The organism is Pseudomonas sp. HP_14, from assembly GCF_055283875.1.
Genome location: NZ_JBTOQI010000020.1, coordinates 44381 through 65931 on the forward strand (window position 1 = coordinate 44381; position 21551 = coordinate 65931).

At 56.5% G+C, this 21551-nt stretch carries 20 protein-coding genes, 1 tRNA gene and 1 pseudogene; 13 read left to right on the plus strand and 9 right to left on the minus strand.

Annotation, left to right across the window (positions count from 1 at the left end; genetic code table 11):
• Positions 1-520: 520 nt before the first annotated feature.
• Positions 521-673: pseudogene (locus ACYASS_RS14285) on the plus strand (integrase); the annotation flags it as partial.
• 129 nt (positions 674-802) lie between these two features.
• Here the strand turns inward: ACYASS_RS14285 and ACYASS_RS14290 are convergent.
• Positions 803-890 (minus strand) — tRNA-Ser (locus tag ACYASS_RS14290).
• Positions 891-1012: 122 nt separating this feature from the next.
• Between ACYASS_RS14290 and ACYASS_RS14295 the strand changes: the two genes are divergently transcribed.
• The 7 genes from ACYASS_RS14295 (at position 1013) to ACYASS_RS14325 (ending at position 5273) form a co-directional block, all read left to right on the plus strand.
• Positions 1013-1684, plus strand: coding sequence for a Bax inhibitor-1/YccA family protein (locus tag ACYASS_RS14295; RefSeq protein WP_087265237.1), 672 nt, complete (start codon positions 1013-1015; stop codon positions 1682-1684).
• 102 nt (positions 1685-1786) lie between these two features.
• Positions 1787-2179 carry a sulfurtransferase complex subunit TusD gene (tusD, locus tag ACYASS_RS14300; protein ID WP_463586616.1) on the plus strand — a complete coding sequence of 131 codons (393 nt, stop codon included), beginning with the start codon at positions 1787-1789 and terminating at the stop codon, positions 2177-2179.
• Between the two features lies 1 nt (position 2180).
• Positions 2181-2543 (plus strand): sulfurtransferase complex subunit TusC, encoded by a 363-nt coding sequence (gene tusC / locus ACYASS_RS14305; RefSeq protein WP_243248482.1) that lies wholly within the window; start codon positions 2181-2183, stop codon positions 2541-2543.
• Complete coding sequence (tusB, locus tag ACYASS_RS14310) at positions 2543-2839, plus strand: sulfurtransferase complex subunit TusB (RefSeq protein ID WP_243248483.1); 297 nt, start codon at positions 2543-2545, stop codon at positions 2837-2839. The genes tusC and tusB overlap by 1 nt, the downstream gene beginning before the upstream one ends.
• The gene (locus ACYASS_RS14315; protein ID WP_463586617.1) at positions 2836-3171 is read left to right on the plus strand and encodes a TusE/DsrC/DsvC family sulfur relay protein; all 336 of its coding nucleotides are present in this window, start codon (positions 2836-2838) and stop codon (positions 3169-3171) included. The genes tusB and ACYASS_RS14315 overlap by 4 nt, the downstream gene beginning before the upstream one ends.
• Complete coding sequence (locus ACYASS_RS14320) at positions 3168-4169, plus strand: glycosyl transferase family protein (protein WP_463586618.1); 1002 nt, start codon at positions 3168-3170, stop codon at positions 4167-4169. The genes ACYASS_RS14315 and ACYASS_RS14320 overlap by 4 nt, the downstream gene beginning before the upstream one ends.
• A 96-nt stretch (positions 4170-4265) precedes the next feature.
• Complete coding sequence (locus ACYASS_RS14325) at positions 4266-5273, plus strand: glutathione S-transferase family protein (protein ID WP_463586619.1); 1008 nt, start codon at positions 4266-4268, stop codon at positions 5271-5273.
• 126 nt (positions 5274-5399) lie between these two features.
• On the opposite strand, the gene cysG is transcribed toward ACYASS_RS14325, so the two are convergent.
• The 6 genes from cysG to ftsK form a co-directional block, all read right to left on the minus strand.
• Positions 5400-6794 carry a siroheme synthase CysG gene (gene cysG / locus ACYASS_RS14330; RefSeq protein ID WP_463586620.1) on the minus strand — a complete coding sequence of 465 codons (1395 nt, stop codon included), beginning with the start codon at positions 6792-6794 and terminating at the stop codon, positions 5400-5402.
• Positions 6795-8075: a serine--tRNA ligase gene (serS, locus tag ACYASS_RS14335; protein ID WP_463586621.1), complete on the minus strand. Its 1281-nt coding sequence runs from the start codon at positions 8073-8075 to the stop codon at positions 6795-6797. It abuts the gene before it with no gap.
• 16 nt (positions 8076-8091) lie between these two features.
• Entirely contained in the window at positions 8092-8466 is a 375-nt protein-coding gene (gene crcB / locus ACYASS_RS14340) for a fluoride efflux transporter CrcB (protein ID WP_027899218.1), read from the minus strand.
• A complete protein-coding gene (locus tag ACYASS_RS14345) occupies positions 8466-9788 on the minus strand; it encodes a replication-associated recombination protein A (RefSeq protein ID WP_463586622.1) in 1323 nt (440 codons plus the stop codon). The genes crcB and ACYASS_RS14345 overlap by 1 nt, the downstream gene beginning before the upstream one ends.
• A 19-nt stretch (positions 9789-9807) precedes the next feature.
• On the minus strand, positions 9808-10431 hold the full coding sequence (gene lolA / locus ACYASS_RS14350; protein WP_087265247.1) for an outer membrane lipoprotein periplasmic chaperone LolA: 624 nt from the start codon (positions 10429-10431) through the stop codon (positions 9808-9810).
• Between the two features lie 73 nt (positions 10432-10504).
• On the minus strand, positions 10505-12907 hold the full coding sequence (gene ftsK, locus ACYASS_RS14355) for a DNA translocase FtsK (RefSeq protein ID WP_463586623.1): 2403 nt from the start codon (positions 12905-12907) through the stop codon (positions 10505-10507).
• A 538-nt stretch (positions 12908-13445) separates the two neighbouring features.
• Here ftsK and aat point away from each other — a divergent pair.
• The 3 genes from aat to infA all read left to right on the plus strand — a co-directional run bounded on the left by aat (position 13446) and on the right by infA (position 15218).
• Positions 13446-14159 carry a leucyl/phenylalanyl-tRNA--protein transferase gene (gene aat, locus ACYASS_RS14360; RefSeq protein WP_463586624.1) on the plus strand — a complete coding sequence of 238 codons (714 nt, stop codon included), beginning with the start codon at positions 13446-13448 and terminating at the stop codon, positions 14157-14159.
• 32 nt (positions 14160-14191) lie between these two features.
• Positions 14192-14899, plus strand: coding sequence for an arginyltransferase (locus tag ACYASS_RS14365; RefSeq protein ID WP_122666253.1), 708 nt, complete (start codon positions 14192-14194; stop codon positions 14897-14899).
• A gap of 100 nt (positions 14900-14999) precedes the next feature.
• Positions 15000-15218, plus strand: coding sequence for a translation initiation factor IF-1 (gene infA, locus ACYASS_RS14370; RefSeq protein WP_002553999.1), 219 nt, complete (start codon positions 15000-15002; stop codon positions 15216-15218).
• A gap of 323 nt (positions 15219-15541) precedes the next feature.
• On the opposite strand, the gene clpA is transcribed toward infA, so the two are convergent.
• Positions 15542-17812 (minus strand): ATP-dependent Clp protease ATP-binding subunit ClpA, encoded by a 2271-nt coding sequence (gene clpA, locus ACYASS_RS14375; protein ID WP_122666254.1) that lies wholly within the window; start codon positions 17810-17812, stop codon positions 15542-15544.
• A 30-nt stretch (positions 17813-17842) separates the two neighbouring features.
• Positions 17843-18205 (minus strand): ATP-dependent Clp protease adapter ClpS, encoded by a 363-nt coding sequence (gene clpS / locus ACYASS_RS14380; protein ID WP_122666255.1) that lies wholly within the window; start codon positions 18203-18205, stop codon positions 17843-17845.
• Between the two features lie 221 nt (positions 18206-18426).
• Between clpS and cspD the strand changes: the two genes are divergently transcribed.
• Positions 18427-18702, plus strand: a complete 276-nt coding sequence (gene cspD, locus ACYASS_RS14385; protein ID WP_463586625.1) for a cold shock domain-containing protein CspD — start codon at positions 18427-18429, stop codon at positions 18700-18702.
• A gap of 482 nt (positions 18703-19184) precedes the next feature.
• A complete protein-coding gene (locus ACYASS_RS14390; protein WP_463586628.1) occupies positions 19185-21413 on the plus strand; it encodes an NADP-dependent isocitrate dehydrogenase in 2229 nt (742 codons plus the stop codon).
• The last annotated feature ends 138 nt before the right edge of the window (positions 21414-21551 follow it).

Consider the following 21551-nt stretch of genomic DNA (forward strand, 5'->3'; position numbering starts at 1 on the left):
AAATTAGCGCCTACGTGGGCCTTCAAGAAAACCCGTACCATTCTGTACCACTCTCAACCTCACCTATCGTCACACATACCGCCTTTTCCGTTCCGAGCCGCCAGATGCGAAATTGCACTTCACTTGACCACCTGTTTGCATTCGACCTGCCCACAGATTGCATCGGATTTGACCAGCACGCTTCGGCGCCGTGACCGACAGAGAACGGCCGATTGTGTTGAAAAAGTCGCTGCGCTCAAACTGTCCGGAAATTGACCGGGGAAAACGCCATTTTTGCACGCTGCTACGTGAAATCTGAGCCCGAAAGCCTCAGCCAAAAGTAAGGATTTCAATCTCAGATGCGTACTTTTCTGCCGTGGAATTCGAAGCCGACTTTTTCAACAGAATCGGCCATAAGCAGCCCTTAACATCAGACCGCTTTTCGCCACAAAGCTGCCTCTCATGGAGTACAGCTAACGGCTAGAAGCTGCCGGCTTTCCCAGCAAGTGAATGTGTCGACATTCTAAAATATGGTTTGAGATTGAAAGCGTTCCAATTTCGAGACATCCGTCCGAAGGCTGCAAGCGAGATCGCCGACCTGGGCAACGCAAGCAAGCTCCTTCGACACACGGACAAGCGCATTACTCAGACAGTTTACAGACGGGTTGGTGAGGTCGTTGCCCCTACCAAATAATCGACTTTCTAAGCTTAGTTTCGGAACGTGGCCAAAAGTATCGGAACGTTTAACGACTTAGCAGCCTTGCACCGCCAAACCCCAAAAACGAAAAAGCCCTGAAAATTCAGGGCTTTGACGTATCTAAGATGGCGGAAGCATAGAGATTCGAACTCTAGGACCTGTTACAGTCGGCAGTTTTCAAGACTGCTGCCTTAAACCACTCGGCCATACTTCCGTTTGCATTGCGGGCGCCATAATACCGGAATGAAACACGCTGTCAAACTCTCTAGGTGGCTGATTTCAGGTCGTCTGTTATGATCTTTGCAACTCAACATTTCAACCACTAGGAGTTTCGCCATGCGCGAACAGGATTACGCAGTTAATAACGGCGTGCAGGCCGATCAGCTAGAGGTTAGCCGCGTCCTGCGCAACACATACGGTCTTCTGGCTCTGACCCTTGCTTTCAGCGGTGTCATGGCTTTTGTAGCGCAGCAGATGCGCGTTGGCTATCCGAACATTTTCGTCGTGCTGATCGGTTTCTACGGTCTGTTCTTCCTCACCAACAAACTGCGCGACTCGGCGTGGGGTCTGGTGTCGGCATTCGCCTTGACCGGTTTCATGGGTTTCATCCTTGGGCCGATCCTCAACCGTTACCTGGGCATGCAAGGCGGCGCTGAAGTTGTAAGCTCGGCATTTGCCATGACCGCACTGGTGTTCGGTGGCCTGTCGGCTTACGTGTTGATCACCCGCAAGGACATGAGCTTCCTCGGTGGTTTCATTACCGCTGGTTTCTTTGTCCTGCTGGCGGCGGTACTGGCAAGCATTTTCTTCCAGATCAGCGGTCTGCAGTTGGCGATCAGCGCTGGCTTCGTGCTGTTCTCGTCGGCCTGCATTCTGTTCCAGACCAGCGCGATTATTCAGGGTGGTGAGCGTAACTACATCATGGCGACCATCAGCCTGTATGTTTCGATCTACAACCTGTTTGTCAGCCTGTTGCAGATCTTCGGCATCATGAGCCGCGACGACTGATCAGTTGCCCTGCTTCAACAAAAAGCCCGCCTAGCGGGCTTTTTGCTGTCTAGTGCTCGTGAATTCTTTATCATTGGCCAAGTTTTCTGCTCAGGGCCTGTCATGAAGTTCGCGATCAATCTTTTCAGCGCTGCCCATGCGCCCTCCTCGCGCCGCGCACTGCTGTTTGCTCAGGCGGCGCTGGCCGGGGGGCATGAGATTGTACGGCTGTTTTTCTATCAGGACGGCGTCCACAGTGCTTCGGCCAATGTCGTGACGCCTCAGGATGAACACGACCGGCCCTCCCAATGGCGTGACTTCATTACGCAGCATCAACTGGATGGCGTGGTGTGTATTGCCGCCGCCCTGCGTCGTGGTGTGCTGAATGAAGAAGAAGCGCAGCGCTATCAACGCCCCGCTGCCAACCTGCTTGCCCCGTGGGAATTATCCGGGCTCGGCCAGTTACACGATGCGGCGCAAACTGCTGACCGTGTGATTTGTTTCGGAGGGCCTTGAAATGGCTAAATCAATGTTGATCATCAGCCGCCAGGCGCCATGGTCCGGGCCTGGTGCGCGTGAGGCGCTGGATATCGTGCTGGCCGGTGGCGCCTATGATTTACCGGTTGGGCTGTTGTTTCTGGATGACGGCGTCTTTCAGCTGTTGCCGGATCAGAATGCCAAAGCTCTGCAGCAGAAAGACCTGACCGCCAACCTCAAGGCGCTGTCGATGTTTGGTGTCGAAGATATCTACGCCTGCGGCACCAGCCTTGCCGAGCGTGGCATCCTGCAGGAAGCGGTGGATGAGGAAATCATTCAGCTGCCGCAATCCACTGAAATCTCAGCACTCATTGACCGTTACGACCACGTGATCACTATCTGATGTCGACTCTGCACGTTTTATCTCATTCGCCCTTCACTGACAGTCGCCTGACCAGTTGTCTGCGCCTGCTCGGCCCGGCTGACGGTGTGCTGCTGTGCGGCGACGCCAGCTACGCGCTGACCGATTCGACAGCAGCACTTCAGGCTTTGCAGGCGCACAGCGCTAATCAGGTGTTTGTGCTTGAAGAAGATATTCAGGCGCGGAGCATGGTTGCACCCGAGTGGGTACAGGTCGTCGACTATCCCGGCTTCGTTGAGCTGTCCATCCGTTTTGATAAGGTCAACACGTGGCTATGAGCGAGCTGAACGTGGCCGGGCAAAGTATTGCCCTGGATAAAGACGGCTTTCTGCAAAGCCTTGATGACTGGTCAATGGAGGCTGCTCACGCCTTGGCGAGCCTTGAAGACATTGAGCTAAGTCCCGAGCATGTCGAAATACTGCTGTTGCTGAGGGAGTTCTACAGCGAATTCCAGCTGTCACCCGCGACCCGCCCGCTGATCAAGTACACGGTTCTGAAACTCGGCCCGGAAAAAGGCAACAGCATGCACCTGAACCGCCTGTTCAACGGCACTCCCGCCAAACTCGCCGCCAAGCTGGCGGGCCTGCCCAAGCCGACTAATTGCATATGAACGACTACGCCCCTCTCGTCCTTGAAACACCCACCGAGCATCCATTCGCCCAATTCGTCCGTATTCTGGGCAAAGGCAAGCGTGGAGCGCGCAATCTGACCCGCGAAGAAGCGCGAGAGGCCATGGGCATGCTCCTCGACGAAAAGGTCGAAGACAGCCAGTTGGGTGCCTTTCTGATGCTGCTACGGCACAAGGAAGAAAGCGCAGAGGAGCTGGCGGGCTTCACTGAGGCACTGCGCGAGCGATTGAACGCCCCGCCATTGCAGGTCGATATCGACTGGCCTACTTATGCGGGCAAAAAGCGCCACCTACCCTGGTACCTGCTAGCGGCCAAGTGCCTGGCACAGAACGGGGTGCGAATCTTGATGCACGGCGGCGGCGCGCACACCGCCGGACGTATGTACACCGAACAATTGCTGGATCTGCTGGGCATTCCACTGTGCCGTAACTGGCACGCCGTGGATGACGCACTGCAACAACACAACCTGGCGTTCTTTCCGCTGGGCGACTGGGCGCCACAGCTGCAGCGCATGATTGATCTGCGCAACACGCTTGGGCTGCGGTCGCCAATTCACTCCCTGGCCCGCATCCTCAACCCTCTGGATGCCCGCTGCGGCCTGCAAAGCATCTTCCACCCCGGTTATCAGAGCGTTCATCGCGATGCCAGTGGCTTGCTGGGCAATCACACGATCGTGGTCAAAGGCGATGGCGGCGAGGTGGAGATCAACCCGGACACGATCAGCCACCTCTACGGCACTACCGCAGGTGAGCCATGGGATGAGGAATGGCCTGCACTTTCTGATCGCCGCCACGTAAAACCGGCGACTCTGGATCCGCAGCAGCTCGTGGCGCTTTGGAAAGGCGAAATCGAAGACAGTTATCCGCAACTGGCATTGATTTCGACCATGGCGCTGGCCCTCCGCGGTTTGGGATTGCCTCGTTCAGAAGCCTTCGCTCAGGCTGAGTTATTCTGGAAAAACCGCAAAACATCGATGTAACCGATCATTAATGCCCAACCTTTGCGCTATTTGTTCGAACGAATCGGCCTAGACTCTTCTCCAAAGCATGTAAGTACATCATCTTGGAGTTTTGATATGGGCCTTCTTGTCGAAGGACGCTGGCAAGACCAGTGGTACGAAAGCAGCAAAGATGGGGCGTTTCAACGCGAACAGGCTCAACGCCGTAACTGGATTACCGCAGACGGTCGACCAGGCCCCTCAGGCGAAGGCGGCTTTCAGGCCGAAGCCGGACGCTATCATCTGTACGTATCGCTGGCCTGCCCCTGGGCTCACCGCACGCTGATTTATCGCAAACTCAAAGGGCTGGAAAGCCTGATCGACGTTTCCGTGGTCAGCTGGCTGATGCGCGAGCATGGCTGGACCTTCGATACCGAAAAAGGCTCAACGGGTGACCCGCTCGACGGCCATGAGTTTCTCTATCAGCGTTACCTCGCCGACACACCGGACTATACCGGCCGGGTCACCGTGCCTCTGCTGTGGGACAAAAAGCTGCAACGCATCGTCAGCAACGAGTCCGCGGAAATCATCCGCATGTTCAACAGCGCGTTTGACGAACTGACCGGCAATCGCCTGGACCTCTACCCGGACGCTTTGCAGTCGCCGATAAATCAGCTGAATGAGCGAATTTATCCGGCGGTCAACAATGGCGTTTACCGCGCAGGCTTTGCGACCTCTCAAGCGGCGTACGAAGAAGCGTTTGATGATGTATTTGCCGAACTCGATGTGCTGGAGAAGTTGCTGGGCGAGAAGCGCTATCTGACTGGCGAATACCTGACGGAAGCAGACGTACGCCTTTTCACCACTATCGTGCGCTTCGACCCGGTGTATCACGGCCATTTCAAGTGCAACCTGCGGCGGATTTCGGACTATCCAAACCTGAGCAACTGGATGCTGGAGTTGTATCAGTGGCCGGGCATTACCGAAACGGTGGACTTTGAGCACATCAAACATCACTACTACGAGAGCCACGGCACCATCAACCCGACAGCTGTCGTGCCAAAGGGCCCGTTGCAGGACCTGAGCAGAGCGCATGATCGTGAGCGATTGACGGGACGTGGGATCTGGAACAAGACAGGCGTTTAACCCTAGCGCTGTCTCAACGCTAGACAGGTAGGAGGCAACTTGTTGGCGAGGGGTTTGCGCGGTGAATCAGGCCTCACGCCTCGCGAACAAGTTCGCTCCTACCCATTAGCGCCGTGTTTAGATGCATCAGACCGTCGCCTGAGCACCTTCAAACCACGCGAGTTTTTCGCGCAACTGGACGACTTCACCCACGATCACCAGCGTCGGCGCATGGACCTCATGCTCCGCTACCATTCGCGGCAAATCGGCCAAGGTGCCGGTAAAGACTCGCTGGCTGGAAGTGGTGCCCTGTTGAATCAACGCCGCCGGGGTATCAGCGGATCGACCGTGCTTGATCAGTTGCTCACAGATGATCGGTAGACCGATCAGGCCCATGTAGAAAACTAGAGTCTGTGCGGGCGCTACAAGATCGCGCCACGGAAGATCACTGGTACCGTTTTTCAAGTGCCCGGTGATGAAGCGTACTGATTGCGCATGATCGCGGTGAGTCAGAGGAATACCCGCATAGGCCGCGCAACCACTGGCCGCAGTGATACCGGGTACGACCTGGAATGGAATGCCATGAGCAGCCAGTTCTTCAATCTCTTCACCGCCCCGCCCGAAGATGAACGGATCACCGCCCTTCAATCGCAGAACGCGCTTGCCCTGCTTGGCCAGATCAACCAGTTGCTGGTTGATCTGGTCTTGCGGAACCGCATGATCAGCGCGACGCTTGCCCACATAAATCCGTTCGGCATCCCGCCGACATAGATCAAGAATCGCTGGTGCCACCAGACGGTCGTAGAGCACCACGTCGGCTTGCTGCATCAGGCGCAGAGCACGGAACGTCAGCAAATCCGGATCACCCGGTCCTGCGCCCACCAGATACACTTCACCGGGAGCATGCGGTGCATCGCCTTCGATCTTTGCGATCAGCAGACGCTCGGCTTCAGCGCCCTGCCCAGCCAATTGCCGGTCAGCAATCGGCCCCTGGAAAACCTCTTCCCAGAAGGCACGGCGCTGCGTGACGTCCGGGAACAGTTTTTTAACCTGAGTCCGGAAACGTGCAGCCAGACCGGCCAGTTGGCCGTAAGTGGAAGGAATCCAGGTTTCCAGCTTGGCGCGAATCAAGCGCGCCAGCACTGGAGCATCGCCACCACTGGACACGGCAATGACCAGCGGAGAGCGGTCGACGATCGCCGGGAAGATCACGCTGCATAGAGCAGGCGCATCCACCACATTGACCGGCACACAACGCTGCTTGGCATCCTGAGAGACCTGAGCGTTGAGCGGCTCGTCGTCTGTGGCAGCAATGATCAGCACGCAGCCGTCCAGATCACTGACGTTGTAGCCACGCAAAATCAGATGCCCGCCACTTTTCTCAACCAGTTCACGCAGTTGCGGCTCGATCTCTGGCGCAACAACGCGCAATACAGCACCGGCTTCGGCAATGAGGCGGGATTTGCGCAATGCAATCTCGCCACCGCCCACAACCAACACTTGGCTGCCACGCAGGTTATGGAACAGCGGCAGAAATTCCATTTAGCCGATGACCTCAAGCCCGCCCATGTAAGGCTTGAGCACTTCTGGAACACGGATGGAACCGTCGGCCTGCTGGTAGTTTTCCAGCACTGCAACCAGCGTCCGGCCAACGGCCAGGCCCGAGCCGTTCAGGGTATGCACCAGCTCAGGTTTGCCGGTTTCCGGGTTACGCCAGCGAGCCTGCATGCGGCGCGCCTGGAAATCACCACAGTTGGAGCACGACGAAATTTCGCGGAATTTGTCCTGGCTCGGAATCCACACTTCCAGGTCGTAGGTCTTGACCGCGCTGAAGCCCATGTCACCGGTGCACAGAGCCAATACGCGATAAGGCAACTCCAGCAACTGCAGAACGCGCTCAGCGTTGGCGGTCAGGCCTTCCAGGGCTTCCATGGATTTTTCCGGCTCGACGATCTGCACCATCTCGACTTTGTCGAACTGGTGCTGGCGGATCATGCCGCGGGTATCACGGCCCGACGCGCCCGCTTCGCTGCGGAAGCATGGCGTGTGAGCCACGAACTTCATCGGCATCTGTTTGGCGTCGATGATTTCACCGGAGACGATGTTGGTCAGCGACACTTCCGCGGTCGGGATCAGATACAGGTCTGCCTCGCCTTCACGGGAAATCTTGAACAAGTCTTCTTCGAACTTCGGCAACTGACCAGTGCCCTGCAGTGCAGGCGCCTGAACCAGATAAGGCGTGTAGGCCTCTTCGTAGCCATGCTCGTTGATGTGCAGGTTGATCATGAACTGCGCCAGCGCACGGTGCAGACGTGCGATAGGGCCACGCAGCAACGCGAAACGGGCGCCGGACAGCTTGGCGGCGGTTTCAAAATCCAGCCAGCCGTATTTCTCGCCCAGCGCAACGTGGTCCTGAACCTGGAAGTCGAACGAGGCTGGAGTGCCCCAGGTGCGGACTTCAACGTTACCGTCTTCGTCAGCGCCCACCGGTACGGATTCGTGAGGGATATTCGGCATGCTCAGGAGCATCGAATCCAGTTCGGCCTGAATACCGTCCAGCTCTTTCTTGCCGGTATTCAGCTCTTCAGCCATGCGATCGATGTCGGCCATCAGCGGTGCGATGTCTTCACCGCGCTGCTTGGCCTGACCGATGGATTTGGAACGGGCATTACGCTCGGCCTGAAGCTGTTCAGTGCGGGTCTGAACGGTCTTGCGCTGGGCCTCCAGCGCTTCGATGCGGGCAACGTCCAGTGTAAAGCCACGGGAAGCCAGGCGATCCGCTACGTCCTGAAGTTGGGTACGTAACAGTTTGGAATCGAGCATATCGTTCTCTCGTTTATCAAAGTCTGGTCAGGGACAGGCCAACCCACGTAGCGAGCAGCCCGCCGAACACGCTGATACCGGCATAGCCAAGGGCTAACGGCATTTGCCCGCTTTCAAGCAGGCGCAGCGTATCCAGTGAAAAGGATGAAAAGGTCGTAAGACCACCAACAAAGCCGACAATCAAGCCGGCCCGAATCTCTATCGGTACTTCCGGGCGCAATAGAAAAAGGCCGTAAAGCACACCGATAATCAGGCAACCAACGATGTTCACCGCCAGGGTCGCCGCGTAAAAATGTTTTGGCCAGTTCGCGCTGACCCAAGTGCCAGCAGCGAAGCGCAATAATGTACCAGCGATACCGGCAATCGACACCGCAAGAATGGTTTTGAGCACTACTTTCTCCGCTGACGAGGGCTGGCAGCGTCCAGCGCAGCCAGATGCTTGAGCTTTTCACCAATTTTCAGCTCCAGGCCACGGGGCACCGGCTGATAATACTGACGCGGATCCAGGTCTTCAGGGAAGTAATCTTCCCCTGCCGCATAGGCGTCCGGCTCGTCGTGAGCGTAGCGGTACTCTTCGCCATAGCCCAGTTGCTTCATCAGCTTGGTCGGCGCGTTGCGCAAATGCAGCGGGACTTCCAGCGAACCATGCTCGGTCGCTTCGCGCATCGCAGCCTTGAATCCCATGTAAACCGCGTTGCTTTTCGGCGCACAGGCCAGATAAACAATCGCCTGAGCCACGGCCAACTCACCTTCCGGACTGCCCAGTCGCTCCTGAACATCCCAGGCAGACATACACAGCGGCAGCGCGCGCGGATCAGCATTGCCAATATCTTCACTGGCCATGCGCACTACGCGCCGGGCCAGGTACAAAGGGTCGCAACCGCCATCGATCATCCGGGCAAACCAGTACAGGGCTGCATCAGGGTTGGAGCCGCGAATGGATTTATGCAAGGCGGATATCTGGTCGTAAAACGCTTCGCCGCCCTTATCAAACCGACGACGGCTGTCCCCCATCAGACTTTTCAGCAGCTCCAGACTGATTTCGGAGCCGTCTTCGGCCAGGTCCGACGCGTTCTCCAGCAAATTCAGCATGCGCCGACCGTCACCGTCGGCAGCGGCCATCAGCATGGCAAAACCTTCATCGCTCAGGCTCAACTGATGCTTGCCCAGACCGCGCTCCTCGGTCAGCGCCCGATTCACCAGCTTGCGCAGCGCAGCCTCATCAAGGCTCTTGAGGACATAGACCCGGGCCCGCGACAGCAAAGCGTTGTTGAGCTCGAACGACGGGTTTTCAGTAGTGGCGCCAATGAAGATCAGCGTGCCGTCTTCGACATAAGGCAGGAATGCATCCTGCTGGGACTTGTTGAAACGGTGCACTTCGTCGACAAACAAAATGGTCCGGCGGCCGTATTGCCCGGCCTGTTGCTTGGCAACTTCTACCGCCTGACGAATCTCTTTGACCCCGGCCAGTACCGCAGAGACCGTTTCAAAGTGCGCATCCGAGACTTTCGCCAGGAGCCGTGCCAGTGTGGTCTTACCCACACCGGGAGGCCCCCAGAAAATCATCGAGTGCAGGGCCCCCTGCTCCAGCGCCTCACGCAGAGGTTTGCCGTGAGCCAGCAGGTGCTCCTGACCGACGTACTCATCCAGATTGGTCGCACGCAAACGTGCGGCCAGCGGCTGAGCAATCGGTTCACTTCGAAACAGGTCCATGGACAACCGTTAAAACCTCTTATTCCTGAATGACGTCAGCGCCTTTCGGAATCTGGAACTGGAATTTGCTCGCCGGGATCGCCTCATTGGCTTTCACGCCGGTGAACAGGATATTGGTGCGCTGGCCGACGCTGTCGATCAACTGCATGTCATTGATGACGCCGTTGCGGAACGACAGGCGCAGGCTATCGAACAACGTGTCCTTGGTTTTGGGCTTGAGGGTGAAATCAATCACTCCGCCCGCTTCCTTGGCAGTGATATCAAAACTTTCACTGATTTTGGAGACATCACCGGACAGCAGCAATGCCGGGGTCTGGGTCAAACGCTGGTCGAGGGTCTTGATCGTGACCTGTTCCAGGTCCGGGTCCCACAGGGAAACCTTCTTGCCGTCGGAGACCATCAATTGCTCCTGAGGAGCATCGGTGTGCCAGTTGAACAAACCCGGACGCTGCAAAGCCATCTCACCCGACGTTTCCTGCAACTGAGTACCGCCACCGTCCAGGGTCAGCTGGGAGAAACGCGCGGTCAGGGTTTTGGACGTTTCCAGCAACTGGGTCAGACGTGCGACGTCCTTGCTGTCGGCATGTGCCGGAATCGCGGAGAAAGTCAGTGCTGTTACCAACAACATGCGGATTAGACGCATGGGAGCCCTCATAGAGTTCGGTGGAGTCCCGCCAGCCTTGAAACGCTGGCGGGGCATTTATGGAAGTGCGCGATCAGTCGCGCATCGGGCCCGGCGCGATCACTTCACGCGAGCCGTTGGTGTTCATGGAGGTTACGACGCCAGCCATTTCCATCGCCTCGATCATCCGGGCGGCACGGTTGTAACCGATCTTCAGTTTACGCTGCACGGCAGAAATCGATGCGCGGCGGCTTTCCAGTACGAACTTGACCGCCTCGTCATAGAGCGCATCACTTTCGCTGTCTTCGCCCCCTTCACCGCTACCGCCGTCGAAGCCGCTACCGGCCTCCTCGACACCTGCAAGAATATCGTCGTTGTAATCAGGAGTGCCACGCAGCTTCCAGGCTTCCACCACTCGGTGTACTTCATCATCGGAAACAAAGGCGCCATGAACACGAATCGGCAAGCTGGTGCCCGGCGGCATGTACAGCATGTCACCGTGCCCCAACAGTTGTTCCGCGCCACCCTGATCGATGATGGTCCGCGAGTCGATCTTGCTCGACACCTGGAACGCCATACGCGTCGGGATGTTCGCCTTGATCAGGCCCGTGATCACATCGACCGAAGGACGCTGGGTGGCAAGAATCAGGTGGATACCTGCCGCACGTGCCTTCTGGGCAATACGCGCAATCAACTCTTCGACCTTCTTGCCGACGATCATCATCATGTCGGCAAACTCATCCACAACCACGACGATGGTCGGCAGCTTGGTCAACAGCGGTGCTTCGTCATGAATACTTTCACGCTTGTAGAGCGGGTCTGCCAGCGGCGTACCTGCGTCCTGAGCTTCCTTGACCTTCTGGTTGAAGCCGGAAAGGTTACGCACGCCCATCTTCGCCATCAGCTTGTAACGACGCTCCATCTCGGCAACGCTCCAGCGCAATGCGTTAGCAGCGTCTTTCATGTCGGTAACCACCGGGCAAAGCAGATGCGGGATGCCTTCGTAGATCGACAGTTCAAGCATCTTCGGGTCGATCATGATCAGCTTGGCGTCTTCCGGGCCGGATTTGAACAGGATCGACAGAATCATCGCGTTAACGCCCACGGACTTACCGGAACCGGTTGTACCGGCCACCAGCAAGTGCGGCATTTTTGCCAGATCGGTAATCACCGGCTTGCCGCCGATGTCGTGCCCCAGAGCCAACGTGACGGGCGACTTGGCGTTGTCGTACTCGGGCGTCGACAGTACTTCAGAGAAACGTACGATCTGCCGGTCTTCGTTCGGAATCTCGATACCCACCGTGGTCTTGCCCGGGATGACCTCAACCACACGAACGCTCGTCACCGCCAGAGAACGTGCAAGGTCTTTGGCCAGGTTGGCAATACGGCTGACCTTGACGCCAGCAGCGGGCTGAATTTCGTAACGGGTAATCACAGGGCCTGGGTGAATCGAATCCACCGACACCTCAACACCAAACTCCTTGAGCTTGATTTCCAGCAAATGGCCAACTGCGGCCAGTGATTCGGGTGAATAGTTGAGCTGTTTTTTTTCTGCCGGGTCGAGGATCGATATCGGCGGCAGCGTTCCTTCTACGGCGCTATCCACGAACAACGGCGCCTGTTTTTCCTTCATGACGCGCTTGCTGGGCTCGGGCGCCTTGGCCGGTACAGGGGCGATAACCGCAGGAATATGCGTTTCACGCGCCGTCATGTGTTTGCTCAGCGCCTGCTCGCGCTCAATCAATCGCTCTTTGGCTTTGGCTTGCTCGCGACGATCAGTGGTGGCTGGTGCAACCACTTCGTTGACCCGCTCATCCACTTCGCGCAGTTGCGCAACCATCTGCTTACGCTCGTTACGCGCCGCCCACCAATTGTTGACGGCGTCGTAGAACAACTCGAACAAGTCGAGCGTGATCTTGCCCGTCACGTCCATGACCTTGAACCAGGACAGATCGGTAAACACGGTGAGGCCAAACAGGAACAAGGCGATGAATAGCAGCGTACTGCCCTGGATGTTCAGGGCTTTCTTGGCCATATCACCGAGAACTTCCCCCAGCACACCACCTGCTGACCCCGGGAAGCCTGCCGCAAAATGGAAATGGATATGCGCCAGTGCAGCACCGGCGAGTACCAGAAACACCAGGCCGATCAACCGCCACGAGAACAGCCAGCCGCTCCACTGCCACGGCTCATGGCGATGGCGGAACACCTGATACGCCTTGACCGCCAGCAACAGTGGAAAAATATAGGCAAAGTAACCCAGCACCATGAACAGAATGTCGGCACAGAAGGCGCCAGCACGACCCGCAGCGTTCTGAACCTCGACCGAACTGCTGGTATGACTCCAGCCGGGATCGTTCTGATCGTAAGTCAGCAACGCCATCATCAAATACAGGCACAGCGCGCCAAAGGCGATCAACGCACCTTCCTTGAGCCGGTAGTGCAATTGCTGCCGCCAGAGCGGAACGGTGCTGGATACTGCGGTGGATTTCTTCAAAACGCTTTTATTCCTGCGCTAGAGCGCGAACATCTGGTGATTGACTACCAACGACTGCAGTTGTAAAGCCATTTGCCAAGCCATATAGCTTGAACGGCCGACTGCGAAGCGGGCATTGTACGGGTTTGTACGCCTGATGCCACGATAGCGTCCTGCCTTGTAAACCACTGGCTAGCCGGGTAGTTTCAGCCTGAATCGCAGGACTGAACTCACCCGTGGCCATTGAGCAAACCGGTACAAGCGACAAAACACTAGTCTGGCGTGGGCGAAGCCCTTCTTCAAGCACCGTCGCAAACGTTCAATTTGAGCATGCATTTTCTTTCGTGACAAAGACTTATGCCGCATTTTTAACCGAACGATCAGTTTTCGAAAGCAACCTCAGGCACTGCCCCGGCACAGAACCGCTGCATGACGTGCCACCTGTTCAAACCCTGGGGGACATTTGCCTGTGACGGACGACCGTTTATGACCACGAGTGCCGCAGGGAGTTGCAGTAGCGCGACACCCCCGCCCTCCCCTTCTGCAAAGTACCGACCTTATGCTGACTTGGCTAAACCGTGAAAACCTGACCTTCCCGCCATTGGAAAAAGCCTTGCGCGAACCCGACGGCCTGCTTGCTGCGGGCGGCGACCTTTCTCCCGAGCGGCTGGTTCAAGCCTATCGCCATGGCTGCTTCCCGTGGTTTCAGGATGAACAGCCCATTCTCTGGTGGTCGCCAGACCCTAGAACCGTGATCTTCCCCGATGAGCTACACGTTTCGCGCAGCCTGGCCAAGGTGATGCGCCAGGAACGTTTTCGCGTGACCTTCGATCAGGACTTCGCAGCAGTGATTCGCGCCTGCGCCGGACCACGTGCCTATGCAGACGGAACCTGGATTACCGGCTCGATACAGGCCGCGTATATGGAGTTGCATCAGCGTGGCTATGCTCACAGCGTTGAAGTCTGGGAGAACGACGTATTGGCGGGCGGGCTTTACGGACTGGCAATGGGCAAACTTTTTTTCGGTGAATCAATGTTCAGTCGGGCCGACAACGCTTCCAAAGTCGGCTTCGCCACACTGGTCGAACGCTTGAAAGCCTGGGGCTTTGTTTTGATTGACTGCCAGATGCATACCAGCCACTTACAGAGCTTTGGTGCCCGCCCTATTCCGCGCAAGGAATTCTCCGACTACCTGCGCCAGCATCTGGACCAGCCTAATGACGCCGACTGGCTGCCTAGGCGAGTTCAGCAGGCTGACATACACTCTTACTAAGGGTTTATTTTTTGGCTAGAGGGGGGGCAATCATGACAGAGCTGGCACGGCTGAAGTTTTATGCCACTCAACCCCACTCGTGCAGCTACCTGCCGGAAGAGCAGGCTACGACGCTTTTTCTGGATCCCAGCCAGCCGATGGATGTGCAGGTTTACGCGGATCTTTCGGACATGGGATTCCGCCGTAGCGGTGATCACCTTTACCGGCCGCACTGCCAGAATTGCAGCGCCTGCGTACCCGCGCGTATCCCTGTCGATCTTTTTACACCAAACCGGCAGCAGAAACGCATTTTCAAACGCAATGCGGACATCGAAGTGCGCAGCGCCAAGCCGCGCTTCACTGAAGAATATTTTGACCTTTACCAGCGCTATATCGAACAAAGGCATGCCGATGGCGACATGTTCCCCCCCAGTCGCGATCAATTTTCGACTTTTTTGGTACGCGATCTTCCCTTCTGCAGATTCTATGAGTTCCGCGTGGATAAACGCCTGCTGGCGGTAGCAGTTACCGACATGCTGCCTAACGGACTTTCGGCCGTTTATACGTTCTACGAACCCGCCGAAGAGCGCCGCAGTCTGGGGCGCTACGCCATTTTGTGGCAGATCGCCGAAGCGGCACGCCTGCAACTGCACGCGGTGTATCTGGGCTACTGGATCAAGAACTGCCAAAAGATGAATTACAAGACCCAATATCGGCCCATTGAGCTGCTGACAAACCAAAGATGGATCACTCTTTATTGAAGACCTTGGCTTAACCGGCATTTTTCGGGCACAATGCACGCCGCTTTTGCCTGGCGCCACTTGCACCGGGCCACTCATTAGATACCGAGGGCTTTACTGCATGTCGAAAGAAGACAGCTTCGAAATGGAAGGCACTGTCGTCGACACCCTGCCCAACACCATGTTCCGTGTGGAGTTGGAAAACGGGCACGTCGTAACCGCGCATATCTCCGGCAAGATGCGCAAGAACTACATTCGTATTCTTACCGGTGACAAGGTGCGTGTTGAACTGACGCCCTACGACTTGAGCAAAGGGCGCATTACTTACCGCGCCCGTTAAGCAGGTCTTAACAAAAACGCCCGGCACCTGCCGGGCGTTTTTGTGTGCCCGGGTTTTGTACAGGAAAACCCGAGAGCGAACCTGTAGGAGTGACCGGATTGGCGACCCACATTGCTCGCGATAGCGTTTGTTTAGATGATGAATTTATCGAACCGGAGACCGAATCGCGAGCAAGCTCACTCCTACAGGCCCTGCCCTTGTCGCAAAAAAGCGCAGCGCGATGGACAGAGCAGCGAGCACCTTCTAGAACCCTGATCAACTGGCCAAACAAAAAAAACCCGCACCTCTTTCGAGATGCGGGTTTTTTTCATGAAGCGTAAGACTTAAGCCATTTCTGCGGTGGTTTCGAAGTCAAAGGTGATTTCACCATCCTTGAAGTCGATATGTACCACGCCACCATGCTCGGAGAGTTCGCCGAAGAGAATCTCTTCCGCCAGCGGACGCTTGATCTTGTCCTGAATCAAGCGCGCCATTGGACGAGCGCCCATCGCGGCATCGTAACCACTTTCCGCCAGATAACCTCTGGCCGCGTCGGTCACCTCCAGCAGCACGCGCTTGTCTTCCAACTGCGCCTGAAGCTCGGTGAGGAACTTGTCCACCACGCTTTTGATAACCTCATGGCTGAGGCGACCAAATTGAATGATGGTATCCAGACGGTTACGGAACTCAGGCGTGAAGCTCTTCTTGATGACTTCCATCGCATCAGACGAGTGGTCCTGATGAGTGAAGCCGATCGAAGCCCGAGCCGCCGACTCAGCGCCCGCGTTAGTGGTCATGATCACGATCACGTTGCGGAAGTCCGCTTTACGCCCGTTGTTATCGGTCAGGGTACCGTGATCCATTACCTGCAACAGCAGGTTGAAGACTTCCGGATGCGCTTTCTCGATTTCATCGAGCAACAACACGCAATGTGGCTGCTTGGTAATTGCCTCGGTCAGCAGACCACCCTGATCAAAGCCTACATAACCTGGCGGCGCACCAATCAAACGTGAAACGGTATGCCGCTCCATGTACTCAGACATGTCGAAGCGCACCAGCTCGATCCCGAGAGCCTTGGCCAACTGACGAGCGGCTTCGGTCTTGCCGACGCCGGTAGGACCGGCGAACAAGAAGGAACCCACAGGTTTGTCAGGCGACTTCAAGCCGGCTCGGGACAATTTGATCGCAGTGGACAGCGAATCGATCGCTGCATCCTGACCAAATACCGTCAGTTTCAGGTCACGCTCCAGATTCCTCAGCAACTCCTTGTCGGAACTGTTCACGTGCTTAGGTGGAATCCGCGCAATTTTCGCCACGATGTCTTCAACCTGCGCCACCTCAATGCGTTTGACGCGCTTCTCGACCGGCTGCAAACGCTGGTATGCGCCCGCCTCGTCGATGACGTCAATGGCTTTGTCCGGCATGTGACGGTCGTTTATGTAACGCGATGCCAGCTCGGCAGCAGCGCGCAGGGCCTCATCACTGTATTCAATGCTGTGATGCTGCTCAAAGCGGCCTTTCAGGCCTCTGAGGATACCAATGGTGTCTTCAACGGACGGCTCTGACACATCAACCTTCTGGAAGCGACGTGCGAGAGCACGGTCTTTCTCGAAGATGCCGCGGAATTCCTGGAAAGTTGTCGAACCGATGCAACGAATATCGCCCGAGGACAGCAGCGGCTTGAGCAGATTCGAAGCATCCATCACGCCACCGGAAGCCGCACCGGCACCGATAATGGTGTGGATTTCGTCGATAAACAGGATCGCATGCGGACGCTTTTTCAGCTCATTGAGCAGGGCCTTGAAGCGCTTTTCGAAATCGCCACGGTATTTGGTACCTGCCAGCAATGCTCCCAGATCGAGAGAGTAAACAACGCTGCTGGCCAACAGATCAGGCACCTGATTATCGACGATTCGCTTGGCCAGACCTTCGGCAATGGCGGTCTTGCCCACCCCTGCCTCGCCCACCAGAAGCGGGTTGTTCTTGCGACGACGGGCCAGAATCTGAGCAACCCGCTCAACTTCCTGCTCACGCCCGACAAGCGGGTCTATGCGCCCCTGGCGTGCCAGTTCGTTAAGGTTGCTGGCATAGGCATCCAGAGGATTACCTGAAGCAGAAGACTCACCACCCTCGTCGTCCTGCATATCTTGCTCACCTTCAGAGTGATCGCCGTGCCCAGGCACCTTGGATATGCCATGAGCAATGTAGTTGACGACATCTATGCGGGCCACGCTCTGCTGTTTCAGCAGAAACACTGCCTGGCTTTCCTGCTCACTGAAAATAGCAACCAGCACGTTGGCGCCGGTCACTTCACGTTTGCCCGAGCTCTGTACATGGAAAACTGCACGTTGCAGAACGCGCTGGAAGCCCAGCGTTGGCTGGGTCTCGCGATCCTCGTCATGAACGGGGATCAACGGCGTGGTGGAGTCGATGAACTCCTGCAGATCATGCTTGAGCTTATCGAGGTTTGCGCCGCAGGCACGCAGAACAGTGGCGGCAGCCTCATTGTCCAATAAGGCCAGCAGGAGGTGCTCGACAGTCATGAACTCATGACGTTTCGAGCGAGCCTCCTTGAAGGCCAGATTGAGGGTGACTTCGAGCTCACGGTTTAACATAGCTTCACCTCATACCCAAGTGGTCGGCGTTTAACCGTCCTTCTCGATCTCACAGAGTAGCGGATGCTGGCTTTCCCTGGCGTATTGGTTGACCTGCATTGCCTTGGTCTCGGCGATGTCGCGGGTAAACAATCCACATACTGCACGTCCCTCTGTATGGACGGCCAGCATGACCTTGGTCGCCAGCTCACGATTCAGGTTAAAGAACACCTCGAGCACTTCGACGACGAAATCCATCGGTGTGTAATCATCATTAAATAAAACCACCTTATACATCGGTGGCGCCTGCAACGTCGGCTGGGCATCCTGAACCGCGATGCCCGCCGCGTCATCCTCATGGGAATCCGGATTGTCCTGACTTGATGTTAGTCGAATCTTGCTGATTGCATGCATGGAAAGAAAAGTTCGTAAAAGGGCGGATTGAATAATGAGTCGCAGTCTGACCGGTTTTCAAATGGACCGCCGCGTGACCTTGACTATCGGCTAAACGGTGTTACAAACAATAGAACCCACATTGGGTAAAAAGGGTCCGCGCAGTCAACCAAAATTTTTTTCGGTCCGGCGGATGAGGTGGATGATACTCCCAACGGAGTCCTTTGCAGAGGGATGTGACTATGCTCAGTGGTAAGGTCAAGTGGTTCAATAATGCAAAAGGTTATGGCTTTATCCTGGAAGATGGGAAAACCGAGGACCTGTTCGCCCATTTTTCTGCTATCGAAATGGATGGTTACAAGACCCTCAAGGCAGGCCAGCCGGTCACCTTCGAAATTATCCAGGGCCCTAAAGGGCTGCATGCTGTGAAAATCAAGGCGGCAACCTCGGTTGATGCAACTGCGTCGCCCACCACCGCCCGAAACTCTGCGGACGTGTCTGACAAGGTTACGGCCTGACCCGGATTGCCCCACCGCAATGCGCCAAGCTTGAAAAAACTGGCCTGCTCAGGGATCTGAGCAGGCCAGTTTTGTTTTGAGACCGAGACCGAACAATGGCTCGATCCATTGCACCAGCTGCAACTGACGCTCATTCGGCAAGCCATCGCGCCTGAAACACCGCTACCCGCCAACCTCGACCAACGGCCAATACTCGAGATTACTTAGAACGCTTAGCATTAATGCTTAGCGCCAAGGGTTTGATATACTCCCGCCGTGACTAACGGGTCATAGGGGCCGACCAGTCTGGAAAGAGACTTTGCGCCCTTGTATGTGTTGTGCAGCAACTGCCGCCCGACCGCTTGACGCTCGACTGATGCACCTACCATCATCATCGCGAATAAACCTCGACTCAGGCTCATGAAAGAGACTGCGAGCAAAGTGCATACCCTGCGCGCATCGAGATTTTGTGCATGCTCAGCAAAACAGAGAGTTCATACGAAATGTCCAACCGTTCGAAGATCATCTACACCTTTACCGACGAAGCTCCAGCCCTCGCCACCTACTCGCTTCTTCCTATCATCGAAGCCTTCACTGCCTCCTCTGATATCGACGTTGAAACGCGAGACATCTCTCTGGCGGGCCGCATTCTTTCCAGCTTCCCTGAATCCCTGAGCGCTGATCAGCAAATTGGCGACCACCTCGCCGAACTGGGCAAGCTGGCTACCACGCCAGAAGCCAACATCATCAAGCTGCCAAACATCAGCGCCTCGGTCCCTCAACTCAAGGCGACCATCAAAGAACTGCAAGAACTGGGTTTCAAGATTCCCGACTACCCTGAGTCGCCGAGCACAGACGCGGAAAAAGACGTCCGCGCACGCTACGACAGGACCAAAGGCAGCGCCGTGAACCCGGTTCTGCGTGAAGGCAACTCCGACCGCCGCGCGCCTTTGTCGGTCAAGAACTACGCCCGCAAGCACCCGCACAAGATGGGCGCCTGGGCTGCTGACTCCAAATCCCACATTGCCCACATGAGCAATGGCGACTTCTACGGCAGCGAAAAAGCCGCACTGATCGGCGCAGCTGGCAATGTAAAAATTGAATTGATCGCCAAGGACGGTACTGCGACCGTCCTGAAAGAAAAGACCGCCGTCAAAGAAGGCGAGATCATTGACTCGTCGGTCATGAGCACCAAAGCCCTGCGCAGCTTCATCGCATCGGCTATCGAAGATGCCAAGGCTCAAGGCGTGCTGCTTTCGGTTCACCTGAAAGCCACCATGATGAAGGTATCGGACCCGATCATGTTCGGCCAGATCGTCGCTGAGTACTACAAGGACGCGCTGACCAAGCACGCCGATGCACTCAAGCAAGTTGGCTTCAACCTGAACAACGGTATCGGCGACCTGTACGACCGCATCAGCGCCCTGCCTGCTGAAAAGCAAGCTGAAATCAAGGCTGACATCCAGGCCGTGTACGCCGAGCGCGCCCCGCTGGCGATGGTCAACTCGGACAAAGGCATCACCAACCTGCACGTGCCAAGCGACGTCATCGTCGACGCATCGATGCCGGCCATGATTCGTGACTCGGGCAAAATGTGGAACGCTGCTGGCGAACTGCAGGACACCAAGGCGGTGATCCCGGATCGTTGCTACGCAACCATCTATCAAGCTGTGATCGAAGACTGCAAGAAACACGGCGCCTTCGATCCAACCACCATGGGCAGCGTACCGAACGTCGGCCTGATGGCGCAAAAAGCCGAAGAATACGGTTCTCACGACAAGACCTTCCAGATCACGACACCTGGCGTTGTCCGCGTAGCCGACAGCGACGGCAAAGTGCTGATGGAGCAGAACGTCGAAGAAGGCGATATCTGGCGCATGTGCCAGGCCAAGGATGCGCCGATCCAGGACTGGGTCAAACTGGCCGTCAACCGCGCTCGCGCCAGCGATACCCCTGCCGTGTTCTGGCTGGACCCGGCTCGCGCCCATGACGCCGAGATGATCAAGAAGGTTAACAAGTACCTGGCCGATCACGACACTACCGGCCTGGACATTCGTGTTCTGTCGCCAGTAGAAGCCATGGCGTTCACCCTGGAGCGCACTCGCGCTGGCAAGGACACCATTTCGGTCACCGGCAACGTACTGCGCGACTACCTGACTGACCTGTTCCCGATCATGGAGCTGGGCACCAGCGCCAAGATGCTGTCCATCGTGCCATTGATGAACGGTGGTGGTCTGTTTGAAACCGGCGCCGGTGGCTCCGCTCCGAAGCACGTTCAGCAACTGGTTGAAGAAAACTTCCTGCGCTGGGATTCCCTGGGTGAGTTCCTGGCGCTGGCCGCCTCTCTGGAGCATCTGGGCAACACCTACAACAACCCGAAAGCACTGGTTCTGTCCAAAACACTGGACCAGGCGACCGGTGAGTTCCTGGACCGCAACAAGTCGCCTTCGCGTAAAGTCGGCAACATCGACAACCGCGGCAGCCACTTCTATCTGGCGCTGTTCTGGGCTCAGGCCCTGGCTGCACAGAACGACGACGCGGCCCTCAAGGCTCAGTTCAGCCCACTGGCGAAAAACCTGGCTGACAACGAAGCAAAAATCGTTGCAGAACTGAACGCCGTACAAGGCAAGCCAGCGGAAATCGGCGGCTACTACTACCCAAACCCTGAGCTGACCAGCAAAGTCATGCGCCCAAGCGCAACCCTGAACGCAGCGATTGCTTCGCTGAACTAAGGTTTTGTGCCACACACAAACCCCGGCCTTGCGCCGGGGTTTGTGTTTGCGCGACACCCGATTTTCTGTAGGAGTGAGCTTGCTCGCGATAGCGTTCTGTCATTCAAAGCATTCATTGCCTGACAGAACGCTATCGCG

Bases quoted from the DNA above. Each gene is read 5' to 3' on its own strand.
- ACYASS_RS14295 (WP_087265237.1), top strand. From the start codon at position 1,013: ATGCGCGAACAGGATTACGCAGTTAATAACGGCGTGCAGGCCGATCAG.
- tusD (WP_463586616.1), top strand. From the start codon at position 1,787: ATGAAGTTCGCGATCAATCTTTTCAGCGCTGCCCATGCGCCCTCCTCG.
- tusC (WP_243248482.1), top strand. From the start codon at position 2,181: ATGGCTAAATCAATGTTGATCATCAGCCGCCAGGCGCCATGGTCCGGG.
- tusB (WP_243248483.1), top strand. From the start codon at position 2,543: ATGTCGACTCTGCACGTTTTATCTCATTCGCCCTTCACTGACAGTCGC.
- ACYASS_RS14315 (WP_463586617.1), top strand. From the start codon at position 2,836: ATGAGCGAGCTGAACGTGGCCGGGCAAAGTATTGCCCTGGATAAAGAC.
- ACYASS_RS14320 (WP_463586618.1), top strand. From the start codon at position 3,168: ATGAACGACTACGCCCCTCTCGTCCTTGAAACACCCACCGAGCATCCA.
- ACYASS_RS14325 (WP_463586619.1), top strand. From the start codon at position 4,266: ATGGGCCTTCTTGTCGAAGGACGCTGGCAAGACCAGTGGTACGAAAGC.
- cysG (WP_463586620.1), bottom strand. From the start codon at position 6,794: ATGGAATTTCTGCCGCTGTTCCATAACCTGCGTGGCAGCCAAGTGTTG.
- serS (WP_463586621.1), bottom strand. From the start codon at position 8,075: ATGCTCGATTCCAAACTGTTACGTACCCAACTTCAGGACGTAGCGGAT.
- ACYASS_RS14345 (WP_463586622.1), bottom strand. From the start codon at position 9,788: ATGGACCTGTTTCGAAGTGAACCGATTGCTCAGCCGCTGGCCGCACGT.
- lolA (WP_087265247.1), bottom strand. From the start codon at position 10,431: ATGCGTCTAATCCGCATGTTGTTGGTAACAGCACTGACTTTCTCCGCG.
- aat (WP_463586624.1), top strand. From the start codon at position 13,446: ATGCTGACTTGGCTAAACCGTGAAAACCTGACCTTCCCGCCATTGGAA.
- ACYASS_RS14365 (WP_122666253.1), top strand. From the start codon at position 14,192: ATGACAGAGCTGGCACGGCTGAAGTTTTATGCCACTCAACCCCACTCG.
- infA (WP_002553999.1), top strand. From the start codon at position 15,000: ATGTCGAAAGAAGACAGCTTCGAAATGGAAGGCACTGTCGTCGACACC.
- clpA (WP_122666254.1), bottom strand. From the start codon at position 17,812: ATGTTAAACCGTGAGCTCGAAGTCACCCTCAATCTGGCCTTCAAGGAG.
- clpS (WP_122666255.1), bottom strand. From the start codon at position 18,205: ATGCATGCAATCAGCAAGATTCGACTAACATCAAGTCAGGACAATCCG.
- cspD (WP_463586625.1), top strand. From the start codon at position 18,427: ATGCTCAGTGGTAAGGTCAAGTGGTTCAATAATGCAAAAGGTTATGGC.
- ACYASS_RS14390 (WP_463586628.1), top strand. From the start codon at position 19,185: ATGTCCAACCGTTCGAAGATCATCTACACCTTTACCGACGAAGCTCCA.